18 protein-coding genes are annotated in these 16,653 nt (G+C 69.7%); 8 read left to right on the top strand and 10 right to left on the bottom strand.

Annotation, left to right across the window (positions count from 1 at the left end):
* Window position 1: 1 nt before the first annotated feature.
* The 6 genes from BM337_RS16580 to BM337_RS16555 form a co-directional block, all read right to left on the bottom strand.
* The gene (locus tag BM337_RS16580; RefSeq protein WP_089817951.1) at window positions 2-175 is read right to left on the bottom strand and encodes a 50S ribosomal protein L37e; all 174 of its coding nucleotides are present in this window, start codon (window positions 173-175) and stop codon (window positions 2-4) included.
* Window positions 172-354, bottom strand: a complete 183-nt coding sequence (locus BM337_RS16575; RefSeq protein ID WP_089817949.1) for an LSM domain-containing protein — start codon at window positions 352-354, stop codon at window positions 172-174. The genes BM337_RS16580 and BM337_RS16575 overlap by 4 nt, the downstream gene beginning before the upstream one ends.
* A 47-nt stretch (window positions 355-401) precedes the next feature.
* A complete protein-coding gene (locus tag BM337_RS16570) occupies window positions 402-1,463 on the bottom strand; it encodes a M20/M25/M40 family metallo-hydrolase (protein WP_089817946.1) in 1,062 nt (353 codons plus the stop codon).
* Between the two features lie 71 nt (window positions 1,464-1,534).
* On the bottom strand, window positions 1,535-2,635 hold the full coding sequence (locus tag BM337_RS16565; protein WP_089817945.1) for a Gfo/Idh/MocA family protein: 1,101 nt from the start codon (window positions 2,633-2,635) through the stop codon (window positions 1,535-1,537).
* A 59-nt stretch (window positions 2,636-2,694) separates the two neighbouring features.
* Window positions 2,695-3,870, bottom strand: a complete 1,176-nt coding sequence (locus BM337_RS16560; RefSeq protein WP_089817943.1) for a mandelate racemase family protein — start codon at window positions 3,868-3,870, stop codon at window positions 2,695-2,697.
* A 96-nt stretch (window positions 3,871-3,966) separates the two neighbouring features.
* Window positions 3,967-5,268: a cation:proton antiporter gene (locus BM337_RS16555; RefSeq protein ID WP_177227587.1), complete on the bottom strand. Its 1,302-nt coding sequence runs from the start codon at window positions 5,266-5,268 to the stop codon at window positions 3,967-3,969.
* A gap of 147 nt (window positions 5,269-5,415) precedes the next feature.
* On the opposite strand from BM337_RS16555, the gene BM337_RS16550 reads away from it, so the two are divergent.
* The 4 genes from BM337_RS16550 to BM337_RS16535 all read left to right on the top strand — a co-directional run bounded on the left by BM337_RS16550 (window position 5,416) and on the right by BM337_RS16535 (window position 8,247).
* Window positions 5,416-5,703 carry a hypothetical protein gene (locus BM337_RS16550; RefSeq protein ID WP_089817938.1) on the top strand — a complete coding sequence of 96 codons (288 nt, stop codon included), beginning with the start codon at window positions 5,416-5,418 and terminating at the stop codon, window positions 5,701-5,703.
* A 37-nt stretch (window positions 5,704-5,740) separates the two neighbouring features.
* The gene (locus BM337_RS16545; protein WP_089817936.1) at window positions 5,741-6,691 is read left to right on the top strand and encodes a zinc-dependent metalloprotease; all 951 of its coding nucleotides are present in this window, start codon (window positions 5,741-5,743) and stop codon (window positions 6,689-6,691) included.
* A gap of 228 nt (window positions 6,692-6,919) precedes the next feature.
* Window positions 6,920-7,519: an Ntn hydrolase family protein gene (locus tag BM337_RS16540; protein ID WP_245778686.1), complete on the top strand. Its 600-nt coding sequence runs from the start codon at window positions 6,920-6,922 to the stop codon at window positions 7,517-7,519.
* A complete protein-coding gene (locus BM337_RS16535; protein WP_089817932.1) occupies window positions 7,519-8,247 on the top strand; it encodes an archaeal proteasome endopeptidase complex subunit alpha in 729 nt (242 codons plus the stop codon). Before BM337_RS16540 ends, BM337_RS16535 begins: the two co-directional genes overlap by 1 nt.
* A 12-nt stretch (window positions 8,248-8,259) precedes the next feature.
* On the opposite strand, the gene BM337_RS16530 is transcribed toward BM337_RS16535, so the two are convergent.
* The 4 genes from BM337_RS16530 to BM337_RS16515 all read right to left on the bottom strand — a co-directional run bounded on the left by BM337_RS16530 (window position 8,260) and on the right by BM337_RS16515 (window position 10,634).
* Complete coding sequence (locus BM337_RS16530) at window positions 8,260-9,285, bottom strand: DUF7351 domain-containing protein (protein ID WP_089817929.1); 1,026 nt, start codon at window positions 9,283-9,285, stop codon at window positions 8,260-8,262.
* 120 nt (window positions 9,286-9,405) lie between these two features.
* Window positions 9,406-9,633 carry a hypothetical protein gene (locus tag BM337_RS16525; protein ID WP_089817927.1) on the bottom strand — a complete coding sequence of 76 codons (228 nt, stop codon included), beginning with the start codon at window positions 9,631-9,633 and terminating at the stop codon, window positions 9,406-9,408.
* A complete protein-coding gene (locus BM337_RS16520; RefSeq protein WP_089817924.1) occupies window positions 9,633-10,058 on the bottom strand; it encodes a nuclear transport factor 2 family protein in 426 nt (141 codons plus the stop codon). Before BM337_RS16520 ends, BM337_RS16525 begins: the two co-directional genes overlap by 1 nt.
* 30 nt (window positions 10,059-10,088) lie before the next feature.
* Window positions 10,089-10,634: a hypothetical protein gene (locus tag BM337_RS16515; protein ID WP_089817922.1), complete on the bottom strand. Its 546-nt coding sequence runs from the start codon at window positions 10,632-10,634 to the stop codon at window positions 10,089-10,091.
* Between the two features lie 221 nt (window positions 10,635-10,855).
* Here BM337_RS16515 and BM337_RS16510 point away from each other — a divergent pair, with 221 nt between their 5' ends.
* From BM337_RS16510 to BM337_RS16495, 4 genes are read left to right on the top strand one after another with little or no spacing between them, the layout of a single operon-like run.
* Window positions 10,856-12,841 carry a DUF4129 domain-containing protein gene (locus tag BM337_RS16510; protein ID WP_089817920.1) on the top strand — a complete coding sequence of 662 codons (1,986 nt, stop codon included), beginning with the start codon at window positions 10,856-10,858 and terminating at the stop codon, window positions 12,839-12,841.
* Window positions 12,838-13,812: a DUF7269 family protein gene (locus BM337_RS16505; RefSeq protein WP_089817918.1), complete on the top strand. Its 975-nt coding sequence runs from the start codon at window positions 12,838-12,840 to the stop codon at window positions 13,810-13,812. The genes BM337_RS16510 and BM337_RS16505 overlap by 4 nt, the downstream gene beginning before the upstream one ends.
* Window positions 13,809-15,137 (top strand): DUF58 domain-containing protein, encoded by a 1,329-nt coding sequence (locus tag BM337_RS16500; RefSeq protein ID WP_089817916.1) that lies wholly within the window; start codon window positions 13,809-13,811, stop codon window positions 15,135-15,137. The genes BM337_RS16505 and BM337_RS16500 overlap by 4 nt, the downstream gene beginning before the upstream one ends.
* Entirely contained in the window at window positions 15,137-16,585 is a 1,449-nt protein-coding gene (locus BM337_RS16495) for a DUF7519 family protein (RefSeq protein ID WP_089817914.1), read from the top strand. The genes BM337_RS16500 and BM337_RS16495 overlap by 1 nt, the downstream gene beginning before the upstream one ends.
* The last annotated feature ends 68 nt before the right edge of the window (window positions 16,586-16,653 follow it).

Here is a 16,653-nt window from a genome sequence, read left to right as displayed (position 1 = left end):
GCTATTCGCCGGACTTGCTCTGCCAGGCGTAGTCTCGGCGCTTCGCGGACTTCCCGAAGCCGCAGGACGCACAGACGCCCTTCTTCGAGTGGTAGGATTTCTCGCCACAGCGGCGACACTTGACGTGCGTGGTCGTGTTCTTCTTGCCCTGACTCGGAGTTCCTGCGCCAGTCATGTGTTGATGGAAACGACGTTGTCGCCGCGTATAATCGTTGTGTCTTCGCCCTCGATGACCAGGTTCATGTGCTGGTCGTATCCCGAGAGCTCGCCTTCGAATACCTCGCCGTCCTTGAGTGACACTGTGACGGTCTCGCCCAGCGACGCCTCCAGCACGTCGAGCGGTCTTCCACTCATACCACTAACGGGCTGGCGACTCGTGCATAAACGTACCGCTTGCACTCCTATATCGAGACGCTAAATGGGGCGAATTCCTCGGCTCGCACCGCGAAGCCGGCAAGCAGATCCGCGACCGCGTCGAGATCGTCGGGGTCGATCACCTCGACGGGGGTGTGCATGTACCGGTTCGGCAGGCCGAGGTTGAGCGAGGGGATGCCGCCGCGGGAGGTGTAGAAGGCGTCCGCGTCGGTCCCGGTCCGGCTCCCCGTCGCCTGCAACTGGACGTCGATGTCGTCGCCGTCGGCCGCCTCGCGGAACCCCTCGACGAGGACCGGGTGGTTCGCGCTGCCGCGGGCGACGACGGGACCGCCGCCGAGTTCGACGCCGGAGGAGTGCTTGCCGGGCGAGTCGGGCGTGTCCGTGGCGTGGGTGACGTCGACCGCGACGGCGGCGTCGGGGTCGAGGTCGAAGCCGACCATCTTGGCGCCCTGGACGCCGACCTCCTCCTGGACCGTGGAGACGGCGTACACCGTCGCGTCGGTACCACGCTCGCTCGCACGACGCAACCCCTCGGCGGCCGCCCAGGTGCCGATGCGGTTGTCCATCCCGCGGGCGGCCAGGCGGCCGTTCGCGAGCTCGGTGACCGACTGGTCGAGGGTGATCGGGTCGCCGCGGTCGAGGAGTGCCTCGGCCTCGTCGCTGTCCGTCGCACCGACGTCGACGTGCTGTTCGCTGATCTCCGGCACGGAGTCGTCGTCGCGGTCCCGGAGGTGGATCGCCGTCTGACCGATCACGCCGGAGACCGGCCCGTCGTCGGTGTGGACGGTGACGTGCTGCCCGCGCGAGACGGTCTTGTCCGACCCGCCGATGCGAGCGATGCGGACGAAGCCGTCGTCCGTGACGTCACGCACGATGAAGCCGATCTCGTCACCGTGGCCGGCGAAGGCGACCTCGCTGTCGCCGTCGCCGTTCAGGACGGCCACGGCGTTGCCGTAGTCGTCCGTCCGGACGTCGTCGGCGTACTCGCTCACGTAGTCGATCCAGACCCGCTGGCCGGCGGTCTCGTACCCCGAGGGGTTGGCCGTCGCCAGCAGGTCGTCCAGGAACTCGCGTCGTCGTTCGTCCATGGCCGGTCCTTGTCGCATTCGACCAAGAAACCCTGCGCTTCCGGACGCGGCGCCGACACGTGGAACCGCGGCTACCAGGAGGTTATCTCGACGTCCCGGAGCGGTCGTTCGAGCGGAACGTCGACCTGGCCGCCGGTGTAGTGTGAGAGGTAGAAGCCGACGATGATCTCCAGCGAGCGAGTCGCCTCCCGCCCCGTCGACCGATTGGTGGCCGTTCCGTCGAGCAGCTCCTCGACGTGGCGGGCGGCGTTGGCGAACGCCCGCTGGTAGTCGTCCTCCCAGGTCCAGGAGCCGTCGATGCCCGGGAGTGGTGCCTCGACGTGGTCGCCGTCCTCCAGTCGCCAGTAGCGCCACTCGCCGTCGTCGTTGTTCACGTACAGTTTGCCCTCGCTGCCCACGAAGTTCAGCAGCATCGACGAGTCGGCCCGCGGGACGGTGCAGTCGACGGTGACGAAGGTGCCGTCGTCCATCACGACGAACCCGCCGCCACCGGCGTCGTCGACCTCCCGGTCGGCGCCGAGCGAGTCGATCGCCTCGTTCTCCCCGGTGATGTACCCCGACACCTGGTCGGCGCGGGCGTCGAGCAGGTAGACGAGCGTGTCGAGCAGGTGCGTCGAGTTTCGCAGGAGTTCCATGCGGAACTGGGTGGTGACCGAGTGAACCTCGCCCAGAATCCCCTCCTCCTGGACCAGTTCACGGAGCCGCTGGAGTTTCTCGGTGAACCGGAACGAGTGGTTGACGAGCAACGCCGTGTCGGTCTCCTCACAGGCGGCGACCATCTCTTCGGCGTCGGCGACAGCGGCGGCGATGGGTTTCTCGCACCAGACGACGGCCGGGTCGGCGGCCGAACGGGCCGCGTCGACGACGTGGTCGTGGTGGAGGAAGGAGGGAGTACAGACGGAGACGACGTCGAGGTCCTCGGACGCGAGCATCGCCTCGTGACCGACGTACTGCCGTTCCTGGGGAATTCCCCAGACGTCACCGAAGCGCCGGAGCTTCTCCTCGTCCACGTCCGCGACGGCGACGAGTTCTATCCCGTCCGTCGCGTCGTAGCCGCCCGCGTGGCTCGCCTCGACCTTCTGCTGGCCGAGTTCGTCCTCCTCGTGCATCCCCAGGATGCCCATCCCGGCGATGCCGCCGGTGCCGACGATGCCTGCGCGATACGGTGTCATACCGCTCGCTACGGGACAAGTCCCCTTGGTAGTTCGTCTCTACGCGGGACCGAGACGGTTCACTCGTAGACGTGGACGCTGCCCGTCGCGTTGCGCTCGATGTAGTCCCATTCGTACTCGACGCCGAGGCCAGGGCCGTCGGGGACGGGGACGGTGCCGTTCTCGTCGACGGTGTCGATCATGTCGGAGTAGTCGCCCTCGTAGACCGGCGGCTGGGTGTTGGGCGCCTCGGGGTGGACGAGGGCGAGTTCGTAGTAGTTGGCGTTGCGCGCGGCGGCGATGCAGTGTCGCTGTGCGGGCCCGGGCGCGTGGAACTCGACGTCGATGCCGAATCCTTCCGCTACTTTGGCGCGCTTCATCGCGCCGGTGATACCGCCGTCGTACTCGGGGTCCGCGCGCACGAAGTCCGTGGCCTCGTTGGCGACGAAGTCCGTCGCGGGTTCGAGCCCGCGGACGTGCTCGGTCTGGAGAATCGGCGTGTCGAGCATCTGGCGGAGTTTGCGGTGGGCGTGCTGGGAGATGCCGCCGTCGCGGTACGGGTCCTCGTACCAGAAGAAGCCTTCCTCGTCGAGGGCGCGCCCCAGCTCGAGCGCGTCGGCGAACGTCTCCAGCTCGCAGGCGGGGTCGTGCATCAGGTCCATCTCGTCGCCGACGCGCTCGCCGACGGCGTGGACCGCCGCGATCTCGCGGTCGAGGTTGCGGAGTTCGTCGCCGCCGCCCCAGCCGTGGATCTTGAAGCCGCCGTAGCCCATCTCCAGGCACTCCTCGGCGAAGTCGGCGAACGCCTCCGGCGAGTCCAGCCCGCCGGCGTCGTCACCGTGATAGGTCGACGCGTAGGCGGGGAGGCGCTCGCGGTACGTGCCCAGCAGTTCGTGGATGGGGGCGTCGTATCGTTTGCCCGCGTAGTCCCACAGCGCGATGTCGATTGGGCCGATACCCATCCGGTCGTACTTGCGCAGGGCGCGTTTGATCTCCGACCAGTGTTTCTCCCGCTGGAGGGGGTCTTTGCCGACGAGGTAGTCGGCGAAGGTGTTGATCTGGGCGGCGCCGGGGGAGTTGCCGCCGACGTACTCGCCGGTGATCCCCTCGTCAGTGTAGATTTTGATGCCGAACAGTTTGCGTTCGGTCGTCGTTCCGGGTTCGTAGACGAGGTTGAACCCGTTCTCGTCGGTGCCCACGTCCGGGATCTCGTAGGCGAACTCGACGCTCTCTATCTTCGTGATTTCGGGCGACATACTAGCCGGGACCGGTGGCGAGGTGATAAAAACAGGGGCGCCGGCCGTTCGGCCGCTCCGGACCGCCTGCGAGCCGTGCACAGGTCGTCACTCGCGTCAGTGCGCCGACTCGGTCACCTCGTGACCCTTCCGCCGGCGGTCGAGCGCGTCCATCACGTAGTTCGCGCTGATGCCGTGGACGACGACGGAGACCAGAACGACGAATCCGAGGATAGCCCAGAGTTCGTCGGCGGCAAGCAGCAGTTCGATCTCCTGGAACGACGCCTCGTTGAGCGCGTAGGCGAGGTAGTAGAACGAGCCGATTCCCCGGATGCCGAACGCCGAGATGACGAGCCGTTCGGCCATCGAGACGGAGCTGCCGAGGAGGGCGATCATCCCCGCGACGGGCCGGACGACGAAGACGACCACGAGGCCGACCAGCGCACCGGTCCAGGTCAGTGGGGCGAGCAACCCGCCGGCGATGGCGCCGCCGAACAGCACGAGCACGGCCGCCATCAGCAACCGCTCCGTCGTCACGGCGAAGTCGTGGAGGTCGAAGTAGTAGTCGTGGTCCCACTCGTAGTTCCGGAGGACCAGCGCGGCGACGAACACGGCGATGAACCCGTATCCCCCCATCAGCTCGGCGGCCGCGTACGAGATCAGCGTCGCGGCCAGCGCCTCGGCGCCCGCCATGACGCGCGCCAGGTCGGTCGTCGCCGGCGAGCCGAAGATGAACCAGGCGAAGACCCGACCGGAGACGTAGCCGATCACCGTGCCGGCCGCGATCTTGTAGAGCAGTTCGTACAGTGCCCAGTCGGCGAGCCAGACGAGCGACGACGTGCCGCTGGCGGCGGCCACCGCGATGGCGAGGTACGTGAACGGGAACGCCAGCCCGTCGTTGAGGCCCGCTTCCGAGGTCAGCGCGAACCGGATCGTCCCCTCCTGTCTGGTTGCGTCGACGTCCTCGTCGACTTCTTCGGTCGGCGGCGTCGCCTGGACGTCCGAGGCGAGCACCGGGTCCGTCGGTGCGACGATGGCGCCGAGCAGGATGGCGGTAGCGGTGAGCGTGCCGAGCACGGTCACCCCGAGCACGGCGGTGACAAGGATGGTGATCGGCATCGCGATCAGGAGGAGTCGCCAGGTCGTCGACCAGCCCCGCGGATCGAACGGGCGGTCGATCTTCAGGCCGGCCCCCATCAGCGCGACGATGACGACCAGTTCTGTCAGGTGTTCGGCGACGAGGACCTGTTCGATCGGGTCCGGGGGGGTCGTCTCCAGGGGGAGGGCGAACAGGACGAAGCCGACGATCACGTACACCAGCGGGAACGACATCGGCTTGTCAGACAGGACGCGAGGCAGTGCGACGGCGCCCATGATCGCGAGACCGACGAAGAGGAGGGTCACCTCGTAGGAGGCCATTGACACGGAATAGTAGTCAACCAATACGTAAATCTTCATTGACCTGTCAGCCGTCGGATCAGGGAGCGGGCCGCCGTCAGAGAAGCGACGCGTGTGGAACCGTCGCCCGGTACGAACGAATAAGTGACAGACGGAACAAGTGTACGTATGGTTCGATTCACCCTGTTCGAGGTCAACCTGGACGGTGCGGAGTTCAACGCCGCGGCACCCTTCAGCGGGGCCGACGCCGATAGCGCCACGGAGAGCGTCGGTGAGACGATCGAGGAGCGACTCCAGGGAGACGCGGAGCCGTCGGGCGTCGGGACGTCGCCCGCTGCACTCTTCGCGGGCCTCGTCCTCGCGGCCGGCGCCATCGCGCTCGGCCGGAAGCTGCTCTCCCGCGGTCGTTCCGACCGCTCGGACGCCGAAGCGACCGAGCAGGCCCCGGTGTTCTAGGGAGAAGGCATATCCCGACTGACACCAAAACGGTGGTATGGGACTGTATCGGAGCGTCCAGGCCGTCGCGAACGCGTCAGGCGACGGTCCTATCGACTGGCACGCCGTCGCCGAGGCGGCCAAGGGGTCGGTCGCACCCGGCTCTGTCGACCTGTCCGAGGCGGAACGCGAGGGCTACGCGGGGGACGTCCGCGACGCCCGCGACCGGGTCAGCGACGTCGGCGCGGTGGAGTTCGACCTCCCCGGGACCGTCGAGGTCCAGGACCGCCACCACTGGATCGACGCCAACGTGACGACGTTCGAGCGCCTCATGCGCCCGCTCGAACAGCAGGCGAAGTACATGCCGGGCCTCGCCCGGCTCGCCAACACCGGGTCGATGGCCTTCGCGCTCTCCTTCCTCGGCAACAACGTGCTCGGTCAGTACGACCCGCTCCTCCTGGCCGAGGCCGACGACCACGCGCTGTACTTCGTCCACCCGAACATCGAGCGCGTCGCTGGACAACTCGACGTGAACCGGGACCGATTCCGCCGGTGGATCGCCTTCCACGAGGTGGCCCACGCCGCCGAGTTCGGCGCCGCCCCGTGGCTCTCGACCCACCTCGAGGAGACGATGGAGGAGACCATCGGCGCGCTGACCGACGGGCGACTCGACCGGGACTCGCTGGGCGAACTCGACACCACGATGACCGCCGTCGAGGGGTACGCCGAACTCGTCATGGACCGTGCTTTCGACGACGAGTACGACGACCTCCGGGCGAAACTCGAGGCCCGCCGGAGCGGTCGTGGCCCGATCGCGATGCTGGTCCGCCGCCTGCTCGGCCTGGGCATGAAGCGCCGCCAGTACGAGCGAGGCAAGGCCTTCTTCGACGTCGTCGCCGACGAACGCGGCGTCGCGGGCGCGAGCAAGGTCTGGGAGGACCCCTCGCACCTCCCGACGGACGAGGAACTCGACCACCCCCGGCTCTGGCTCGGGCGAGTCGCAGAATAACTTCTGGTCCGTTTTCTCTCGCGTTCGGTACCCGGTCGTCTCAGCCCACCAGCTAAAATATATTTTAGCTAACATATTTTCCACCCCTGCCCGAAGTCCGGGGTGATGACCCGACCAGAACTGCGACCGAACTCACCCGCACGACCGATTGGCTCGCCAGAAGACGCCGAACTGATCCCAGAAGCGTCCCTAGCGAAACGTCCGTCGTCCGGTAGGCAGACGGACGACGTGTCGCACGATGCCCCGAGATTCGAAACCGGGACGACCATCGTCGCGCTGCGAGCGACGGACGGCGTCATGATGGCCGCCGACCAGCGCATGAGCCTTGGCGGTCAGTTCACAGCGAACAAGGACGTCCAGAAGATCGAACAGGTCCACCCGACGGCGACGATGGCTATCGCCGGGTCCGTCGGCCCAGCACAGGACCTGATACAGTCGCTCCGGGCCGAGGCGAGCCTGTACGAATCGCGACGCGACGAACCCATGAGTATGACGGCGCTCTCGAACGCCGCCGGAGAGCACGTTCGGGGACTGCCCGTCGCCCCGCTGCTCGCCGGCGTCGACGAGTCGGGTGGACACGTGTTCGAACTCGACGGTGGCGGAAGCGTGGTGGGGGATAGCTACGCCGCGGGCGGCAGCGGGATGCAGGTCGCTTACGGCGTGCTCGAACGACGTGTCGACGCCGACGCGGACGTCGAGGCGGCCGCCGACACGGCCGTCGCTGCCGTCGAGGCGGCGTGCGAACGAGACACGGCCAGCGGTGACGGGGTCACTCTCACCACGGTCACCGCCGACGGAGTCGCCTTCGACGAACGGAGGGCCAGCTAATGCAGTCCGATCGCCAGCGAGCCTACGACCGGGGCAGTACCATCTTCTCGCCGGACGGGCGCCTCTACCAGGTCGAGTACGCCCGCGAGGCCGTCGAACGCGGGAGTTCGACCGTCGGTGTTCGCACGATCGACGGCGTCGTCCTCGCGACGCACAGGCGCCGCCGGTCGTCCCTGGTCGAACCGGAGAGCATCGAGAAACTCCACGACGTGGACGGGCGCCTGGGAATGGCCACGGCGGGGCACGTCGCCGACGGCCGCCACCTCGTCGACTACGGTCGACAGTACGCCCAGCGCGAGCGCCTGCGGTACGGGGAAGCCCCGGGCGTGGAACCCGTCGCGAAAGCTCTCGCCGACTACGTCCAGGAGTCGACTCAGACCGGTGGAACCCGACCATTCGGCGCGGCAGTGCTTCTCGGGGGTGCCGTCGACGACGCTCCATCTCTCTACGAACTCGACCCGTCCGGGACGCCCACCGAGTGGCGGGCGACGGCCGTCGGCGCCGGGAGCGAGGCGATCCGATCGCACCTCGAAGCCGAGTACGACCGGGAGGTCGACGTCGAGACCGGACTCACGCTGGCACTTCGGTCGCTCGCCGAGGGAATCGACCGCGACCTGACGGCGTCGGACCTCGCCCTCGCGTCCGTCGACGCCGACGGGTTCGAATCGTTCGACCGGGGCCGCCGCCAGCGTGCACTCGACGAGGCCGGGCTCTCCCGGGCGTCGTAAGTCGGTTTCCGCTCACGCAGTGGCGTCGTCTTCTCGCATCTCGTCGGCGGGCCCGTTCTCGCCACCTGCCGAACCGGTGGGGTCCAGGTTCGCACGGTTCGCGCCGAGACCGGCGTCGCTAACGGTGCGTCGACGGTGTTCGACGATGTTTCCGTCGACGGAGACGTACAGGTCGAGGACGTCGTTGTCGAGACGAGTACTGACCAGTACGCACCACGGCTCGCGCGAGACGACGTGTTCGCGCCACTCGGGGCCGACGTTCCACACCGGCCGGTCGCGGACGTCCTCGCCGTGGTCACGGTAGAACGAGACGACGGCGGGGTGGTCGAGGACTGTCAGCGACAGCGGACAGCGGAGGCCCCTCCCGCACCCCTCGCAGTCGAAGGTCGCCTGCACCGGTCCGTGTGCCGTCTCGTCCCGGTCCCGCTCGCCGCCGTCCGCGAGTTCGCCCCCGGACGCGGGTTCGACGGCCACGGTGACGGCGCCCCCGCAGTCCGGACAGACGCCGTCGCCGTACGAGCGGATCCGGTGGCGATAGAACGAGTCGAGCGCGGCCGGGAGCGACCCGTCGTCTCGCTTGGCGTATCCACTGGGCGGAAGTGACAGGCCCAGTACCGGCGTCTCACAGTCCTCGCAGGCGACCTCTGTCACGTTGTCCGCCGCGTGCGCGACGAGACCGGTCTCCTGGCAGAACGGGCATCGTTCGTCGAGTTCGACCGGGCCGACGGCCACGCTATCGGTGTAGACGCCGGCCCGAATTCCGCGCGCGACTTCCCGGCCGGCCCAGGTCAGTTCGTACCTGTCGTCCGCGCGCTGGCGGACGAAATGGCCGTCCAGTTGCCGGAGGTGGTAGGCGAAGCCGGCAGAGGTGTCGACGCCGCTGGCGTCGTGCAGTTCGGAGAACTGCTGTGGTCCGTCGGCGGCGAGCGCCCGAAGGACGGCGGTACGCGCCTCGCCGCCGAGGCTCTGGAACGCGTCGCTCGGCGTGAACACGTCCGTCTCGGCCGCGTCCTCGTCGTCCTCCCGATGGTCAGTCACGTCGGGGAACTGTGACCGGCGGACGCAAAGAGCTATCGGCGGGTACGCGGGTCGTAACGGATACCGTCCGTGCGATAGCAACGAGCCCGGTGGTGGCGCCTCTCTCGGCTCTGGCCCCGTCTACCGCCGCCCGCGCGGGCCCGTGGCCATGCTGTCCGGGAACACCCACCACGCGAGCGCAGCGCCTGCGGCGGTGCCCGCCAGAAAGGCTCCCGCGAGCATCGGCAGGGACCCGTCGCCGGCCACCACGACCAGGGCCATCGACGCGCCGACGAACAGCGAGAACCCGACGCGGAGGCGGAAGAGAAACTGCTCTCGTTCCTCGTCGGTGATCGACGGGCCGACCATCAGATATCGCCCGCCGTGGAGACGTGCATCCCGACGACGCGCCAGTCGCCGTCGGCGGAGGGTGAACCGTCCCCCTCGCGTCGTTCGAGCGTCCCGCTCCAGCGTGTCTCGAACTCGTACCGGATCGGCGGATCGGAGCCGGTCCAGCCCAGGAACACCTCGTCCGAGAACCAGGCGTGGTCGTCGCGTTCGGTGACGGCCAGCGCACGGCTGTCGACCGTCCAGCCGCTGGTCGTCTCTGTCTGTTCGCGCAGTCCGTCGGCCACCGCCTCCCCGCCGACGAGTCGCTCGGAGATGCCGAACTTGACCAGGTCCTCGTCGTCCGCGAAGAACGGTCCCAGCGGGTCACCGTTGCGGAGCGCGTCGTAGTACGCGCGGACCGTCTCCCGCGCGCTGGACTCCGTCCCGACGGCGTCGTCGCTCATACGAGATCAGAGTAATCCCGGCGGTATAAATCAGTAGAATCCGCGGTCGACGTCCTCCTCGACCACGTCGTCGAACTCCGCCTCGAGCAGTTCCTCGGCCTCCTCGAAGGTGTCGGCCAGGTCGTCCATCTGCTCGGGTCGGTCGTACTGGTCGAACTCCATCGGGCCGTAGGCCGGCGAGTCCATCGCGTCCATCACGTCCTCGAAGAGGGCGTCCGGCGTCGTCGGCGCGTCGGCGTGGGCTTCCAGGACGCTCTCCAGTTTCCCGGCCACCGCCTCGGCCTCGTCCTCGTCTTCGACGGGTTGCTGGACGCCGAAGCCGCCAGCGCCCCGGTCGGGAAAGAGCGGCTCGAGTTCGTCGTCGATCTTCCGGGCGACCTGTGACCCGACGCCCTGGACCTCGAAGGGGTTCTTCGCGTACGTCTTCAGTTGGAAGACGCCGGCAGAGGGGTGGCCCAGGTAGAGGTCCTCGCCGATACCGCTGGCGCGGTCCCCGCCCACCGCGCGCCACTGCCCGGCGTCGGCGTTCGATTCGACCACGTCGTCGAGGATGTCCTGCCAGTCGCGAACGCGCATAGATATCGCATGCGTCCCGGCAGAAAAGTACGTGTCGGTTCCCGCGACGGTGCGCCCCGGAGGACCGTCGACTGCACAGCCTGCATCGAGACCCGGGGCTTCTTTACTACCGAAAGTGACAGTGGGACTAGTTCCAGTACGCCGCCGTTCGGTCGGCCTCCCGTCGTGGGTGCGGGAGTCAGACGAGCGAGAGCCGAACCGGCGGCGTGCAGACAACGCCAATGTCACACACGAACCCGGCTGGACCCCTCCCGAAGCTGGCAGGCGAGCCCCGACAGCTCGTCTTCCTCGCGCTGTGTAGCCTCGCACTCGTCGTCGCTGCATTCGCGGCCCCGCCGACCGCTCAGGGGTCGTCTTCCCCCGACGTCCCCCTCGGGGACCTGTTCGGCAACGAGTCCGGGCAGACCGGCGACTGCGTCGTCCTCCTCTCCGAAAATCCCGTCCCGGGACGCGACGTGACGGTCGCCGTCCGTCGCGGTGGCGAACCGATCCAGGACGTTCGCGTGTGGTTCGACGACCGGTCTATCGGCGTCACGAACCGGTCCGGCCAGGTCACGGGCACGGTGCCCTACGTTCGGAAACTGTCGGTGAAAGTGGGGCTGCCCGGCGGCGGGTCCTGCGAGTTCGAAACGGTGACTGGAGGAACCGCGGTGCAGCACCAGTCTGCCGCGCTCGGCGCCCCAGCCGGCTCGTCGAATCTCGCCGGGAACGCCGCGCCAGAGACGGGTCAGTCCACGGGACAGGCCGCCGCGCAGGCGACCGACAGTCCGACCCCCACGCGGCCGACAGACGCGGTCAACGTCTCTGACTCGTTCCGCTTCCTCGGCCCCATCGGCGTCGACGTGGTGGGGGAACCCAACCCCGGCGAGACCGTGACGCTCGTCGCCACTATCCGGGGCGACCCGGTCCCCGCGGCGACGGTGTCCGTCGACGGCGACCGGGTCGGACGGACCGACGAGAACGGGGAGTACGCGCTGACGATTCCCGACGACGGGACCGAACGGCTCCGGGTGAACGTCCAGCGCGGGGAGATAGAGGGCCGGACGTTCGTCGACGTCAGGCTGTTGCGCGTCGCGGTCCAGGGCGAGCGGTTCCCCCTCCCGGGCCAGTCCGCGACGGTCCGGGCGGCCATCGGCACCGACGCGGCCGCGGACGCCGCGGTGACCCTCGACGGTGAGCGGGTCGCCACGACGAACGCGACGGGGCAGGCAGCGATCACGCTCCCCGGGGATCCGCTGGCGACGGTGACCGTGACCACCGGCGACCGGACCGCGAGCAGGTCGATGCTGTCGGTGTTCGCGCCGACGATCGTCACTCCCGTTGCCGCCCTCCTCCTGCTCGTCGGGAGCCCGCTCGCCGTCTACTGGGCGGACGGCCGGCGCGGCCTCGCCGTGCTCGTCGCCCTCGCCGCGAACCTTCTCGCCGGGACCGCTGGCTACGTCGTGGCCGGCCGCGACGGTGCCCTCGTCGCCGTCGGTTCGACGCTGTTACTGCTGGCGCTCGTCCTCGCCGTCCGCCGGCCCGACCTGGTCTCCGGGGCGGGCGACAGGCTCACGGCGCTGGTGACGCCCGGCGGATCGGCGGGTGACGTCGCCCGTTCGTGGATCGACCGCGTGACCGATGGCGTGCTCTGGATCACGCGGCGCGTCGAGCGCCTCGTGGACCGGATCGAGACGAGTCTGGGTGCGGTCCTCCGTCGGCTTCGCGAGTTCGAACTCGCCGCACTCCTCGCAGACGTCCGGACCCTGTTCGGTGGGCTCCCTCGGCGGTTCGTGGCCGGGATCCGGTTCCTCGTCGGCCTTCCCCGGCGCCTCCTCGGATCGATACTGCCCGGGTCGTCCGACGACGAGTCGGAAGTGACCGACCCAACGGGGCAACCGACCCCCGAGCGCCGACCGCCGGGCCCGGCGATTCGCGAACTCTGGCGTCGCTTCGCCCGGCGCGTCGTTCCGGACCGCTGGCCCCAGCGGACGCCTGGCGAGGTGTCGCGCCAGGCCATCGACGCGGGCTTCCCGAGAGACTCCGTGGTGGAACTCACGTCGGTGTTCCGCGACGTCGAGTACGGCGGCGAGTCCCTCTCCGACGACCGGTACCTGCAGGCCCAGCGCGCGTACGACGCCCTCGACGCCGGGGAGAACGAGTCTGATGGGACTGACGGCGACGGAGCGACCGACGCCGACGACGGCGGCGAGGTGAGCGGGTCGTGAGAGCGGCCCTCGCTGCGGTGTTCGGGGTCGCGACCATCGTCGGTGCGGTCGTCGCACTCCTGGCGAGTTCCGGGACGGTCTCGGACAGCGCCCTGCTCCTCTCGATGGCCGTCCTCGTGGGCGTCGTCGGCGTCATCGGCGCGCTCGTGAAGGTCGCGGGCTCCGAGTCCGACGGGGGCGTGGCGGCCGCCCCCTGGGAGGAATCGGGCGTCCTCGTCGAGCGCGCGCCCGAGCGCTCGCCGGCGGCGTCCGACCTCTCGGGAGAGGCGCTCGCCGACGTCGTCGCGGCGGCCGGCGAGGCGGCACGTGACGACGGCACGGTGGCCGCCGGCGTCGACGTGGTTCGACCCCACCTTCGCGAGGCACTCCTGGGCGTGTTCGTCCAGGGTGGCACCGACCGGTCCACGGCGGAGGCCCTGCTCGCTCGGGGAGACTGGACAGACGACGCGACGGCTGCCGCCGTGCTCGACGACGCAGTCGACCACCCGGGCTGGAGCGTGCTGCAACGGTTCGAGGCGTGGCTCTTCCCCGAACAGGTCCTCCGTGAGGAGGTCCGGCGGGCGATGCAGGCCATCGCGACGGTCGCGGACCGTGAACTCCCGACCGTTCCCGGCCAGCACGCTCCCCGCACCGTGCCAGTCCTCGCGCCGACGCTCGAAGATCTCCGTCGCGGCGCCGATGGCCACCTCCAGCGTGCCGTCGAGCCGCTCGGTGGCCGTACCCATGGCGACGTCGACGGCGGACGGGCGGCCCACCACACTGGCAGTACCACCGACGAGCCGGCCGGAGGCGGCCTCAGTCAGTCACAGCAGGACGACCCAGCGGCCGGGGAGCCCCGTCGCCGTTCGGCGACCGACTCACTGGCCGATATTCGGGTCGGGAGCCAGCGGGACGGAACGGCGGCCGACGACGTAGTCGCCGACGAAGCGGTGGACGAGGACCAGGAGGGAGAGGGGGTGTCCCGTCGATGAGCAACCCGACGCTGCGCTGGCGCGGCGGCGTCGCGGCGACTATCGTCCTCGCCGTCGTCGGCCTCGCGACCAGCAACGGACCGATACTCCTGGCGGCGGTCGTTCCGCTCGCCTACGTCGCCTACGGGTCGCTCGCGACGGCGGAGCTTCCGACGGAGCTGACGGCGAGCCGAACCGTCGAGCCGACGCCGGCGCCGCCGGGCCGTCCGGTGGCCGTCACGCTGACCGTGACGAACGACTCCGACCGGACGCTCTCGGACGTCCGCGTCGTCGACGGCGTCCCCGGGGACCTGGCCGTGATGGACGGGTCGCCGCGCGTCGGCACGACGCTGGAACCCGGCGAGTCCGTGACCCTGGAATACACGATGGTGGCCCGGCGCGGGGAGCACGCCTTCGACCCGCCGCGAGTCCGCCTCCGGAGTCTCGGCGCCGGCGCGGCGGCGACGGCCGACCTCCCGGTCGACGGCGACGTCGAACTGGTCTGCCGGCTCGACGCCGAGGCGCCGCCGCTGGCCGACGACGCCAGCAACCACGTGGGTCAGATCACGACCGACAGCCCGGGCCGGGGCCTGGAGTTTCACTCGACGCGCGAGTACCGTCACGGCGACGACGCGAAACGGATCGACTGGCGCCACTACGCCAAGCGCGGCACCCTCGCGACTGTCAACTACCGGGAACACCGGTCGGCCTCCATCGTCGCCGTCGTCGACGCCCGCGAGGTGTGTCGCGTCGTCCCCGGACCGGGTCGCCCGACTGCGGTCGAACTGGAAGCCTACGCCGCGACCCACGCCGTCGGCGAGTTCCTGCGCACCGGCCACGACGTCGCCGTCGCCGTCGTCGGCCTCGACGGGCCGGGGCCCGCGGGACTCCACTGGCTCCCGCCGGGCGGTGGCGACGGCCAGCGCTCGCGCGCACTCGACCGGTTCGAACTGGCGGCCGACGCGGAGACGACGGTGGAGGACCCCGAAGCGCAGTTCACGCAACTGCTCGGGCTCGCGCCGCCGGGCGCCCAGATCGCGCTGTTCTCGCCGCTGCTCGACGACACGCCGGCCGACGCCGTCGAGGCGTGGCTCGCCCACGACCACTCCGTCGTCGTGCTCTCGCCGGACGTGATCACCGGCAACACCGTCAGCGGCCAGTACGAACAGGTCCGCAGGGGGGCCCGACTGGCGCGCTGTCAGGCCGCTGGCGCTCGCGCGCTCGACTGGCGTCGCGGCACGCCGCTCCCGGTCGCGCTGGAGTACGCCTTCGCCGCCGACGCGGGCCACGCGGCGCGCCGCCGCGCGGACGCCGGTACCGGCGCCGGCACTGGAGGTGACGCCTGATGCCGCTGTTCGGTCCGCGACTCGACAGGCCGTCGGCCATCGGCGACGAGGGGCGACCGCGAGCGACCAGTCTCACCATCGCCTCGGTGGTCGTCTTCGCCGTCGTCGCCGCAACCGGCTGGGCCGGTGGGTTCATGCGCCTGACGCTCGCGCTCGGGACGCTCGTCGGGCTCTTCACCGTCGGACTCTCGCTGCTGAACCGCGAGCGGTTCCTCGCGCTGTTCCTCGGTCAGCTCTGTTACGTGCTCGGCGGGACGGGACTGGTCGGGTTCGCCCTGTTGGTGCTCCTCCTCGCGCCGGCGTACGGGCTCGTGCTCACCGGCTTCGCCCTTGCACTGACCGGGCTGGCGACGACCTGGGCCGACGTGGCCGACGCCGAGAGTACCAAAACCGCGCTGTTCCAGGGCGGCGCCTCCTTCGTGTCGATGCTCGTCTGGTTCGTCTGTCTGATCGTCGTCGCCGGGACAGTGCTGGCCCTGTGGACGTTCCTCACCGGCCCGGCGACGTCGGTTCCGCCGACGCCGTCGCTGATCGTCTTCCTGTTCGCACTCTGTGTCACCGGCGTCCTGGTCTGGCTCGGGACGCGGTGGCTCCCGTTCCGACAGCTCACGCCGCGCGACCGTCGCCCGCGTCTGGAACGAAACCTCGGCCGGTTCCGTCTGGTGACCGCCGTCGTCGCGCTCGTCGCCTTCGCCGGGATCGTCGTCGCAGTGGTCGCCTGGCTTCTGGGCGGATTCGACCGGCTGTACGCGGCGCTCCCGCCGTCCTCGGCCGTATTCGGCGGCCTCTCCTCGCCGTTCGTCCTCGGGCCGCTGTTGCTCGTCGGCGTCGCCGTCCTCGCCACCGCGCTCGTCGCGCTCGCGCTCCGCCGGGTGACCCGGCCGACCGACAGGCGCGCCAACCAGTTGCTCGCCGCCGTCGTCGCGGGGTTCGCGTTCACGGTGCTCACCATCCCGTTCTACTTCTCCGTCGTCCCGGGCATGCCCCTGCTTCGCGTCGTGGTGGCGGTCCTTCTCGTAATCCTCGGCCCGCCAGCGCTGTTCGTCGCGGGGCTCGCCTTCCTGGGCGGTGTGACCGTCGGGGTCTTGCCCGACCGCGCCGGCGGCCCGGCCGTGGCCTCGGCGGGGATGGTCGTCGCGACCGTGGGCGCGGGTCTCGCCGGCGTCCCGCCGGTCGCCGTCTTCGCCTGCATCACCGCCGGCATGGTCGCCTGGGACGTCTCGGCGTTCGGCCTCGGCGTGACGGCCGACCTGGGCCACATCCCCGAGACGCGTCGCCTCGAACTGTTCCACGGGGTCCTCGGCGTGGGCGTCGGTATCGTCGTCGTCGCCGTCCTGGCGGGGGTCGACCTCCTGCGGACGGCGGTCGCCGGCGGCCTCGTGGCGGGCCCCGCCATCTTGCTCGCCGTTGTCGCCGTCCTCCTGCTCCTGATCCCCGTCCGCGGGTGAGGTCCCGTCGCCACTTCTCGTCTCGAAGTCAGTCACGGGATTGATAGTGGTCGGCATAGAGGTCGTTC

The sequence above is a fragment of the Halomicrobium zhouii genome, from assembly GCF_900114435.1.
GTDB classification, from domain to species: domain Archaea; phylum Halobacteriota; class Halobacteria; order Halobacteriales; family Haloarculaceae; genus Halomicrobium; species Halomicrobium zhouii.
Note: the sequence above shows the minus strand (reverse complement) of the source record. Positions and strands in the feature narration are given on the sequence as shown.

Bases quoted from the DNA above. Each gene is read 5' to 3' on its own strand.
- BM337_RS16545 (WP_089817936.1), top strand. From the start codon at position 5,741: ATGGGACTGTATCGGAGCGTCCAGGCCGTCGCGAACGCGTCAGGCGAC.
- BM337_RS16570 (WP_089817946.1), bottom strand. From the start codon at position 1,463: ATGGACGAACGACGACGCGAGTTCCTGGACGACCTGCTGGCGACGGCC.
- BM337_RS16510 (WP_089817920.1), top strand. From the start codon at position 10,856: ATGTCACACACGAACCCGGCTGGACCCCTCCCGAAGCTGGCAGGCGAG.
- BM337_RS16495 (WP_089817914.1), top strand. From the start codon at position 15,137: ATGCCGCTGTTCGGTCCGCGACTCGACAGGCCGTCGGCCATCGGCGAC.
- BM337_RS16580 (WP_089817951.1), bottom strand. From the start codon at position 175: ATGACTGGCGCAGGAACTCCGAGTCAGGGCAAGAAGAACACGACCACG.
- BM337_RS16575 (WP_089817949.1), bottom strand. From the start codon at position 354: ATGAGTGGAAGACCGCTCGACGTGCTGGAGGCGTCGCTGGGCGAGACC.
- BM337_RS16555 (WP_177227587.1), bottom strand. From the start codon at position 5,268: ATGGCCTCCTACGAGGTGACCCTCCTCTTCGTCGGTCTCGCGATCATG.
- BM337_RS16550 (WP_089817938.1), top strand. From the start codon at position 5,416: ATGGTTCGATTCACCCTGTTCGAGGTCAACCTGGACGGTGCGGAGTTC.
- BM337_RS16535 (WP_089817932.1), top strand. From the start codon at position 7,519: ATGCAGTCCGATCGCCAGCGAGCCTACGACCGGGGCAGTACCATCTTC.
- BM337_RS16565 (WP_089817945.1), bottom strand. From the start codon at position 2,635: ATGACACCGTATCGCGCAGGCATCGTCGGCACCGGCGGCATCGCCGGG.
- BM337_RS16560 (WP_089817943.1), bottom strand. From the start codon at position 3,870: ATGTCGCCCGAAATCACGAAGATAGAGAGCGTCGAGTTCGCCTACGAG.
- BM337_RS16525 (WP_089817927.1), bottom strand. From the start codon at position 9,633: ATGGTCGGCCCGTCGATCACCGACGAGGAACGAGAGCAGTTTCTCTTC.
- BM337_RS16520 (WP_089817924.1), bottom strand. From the start codon at position 10,058: ATGAGCGACGACGCCGTCGGGACGGAGTCCAGCGCGCGGGAGACGGTC.
- BM337_RS16500 (WP_089817916.1), top strand. From the start codon at position 13,809: ATGAGCAACCCGACGCTGCGCTGGCGCGGCGGCGTCGCGGCGACTATC.
- BM337_RS16515 (WP_089817922.1), bottom strand. From the start codon at position 10,634: ATGCGCGTTCGCGACTGGCAGGACATCCTCGACGACGTGGTCGAATCG.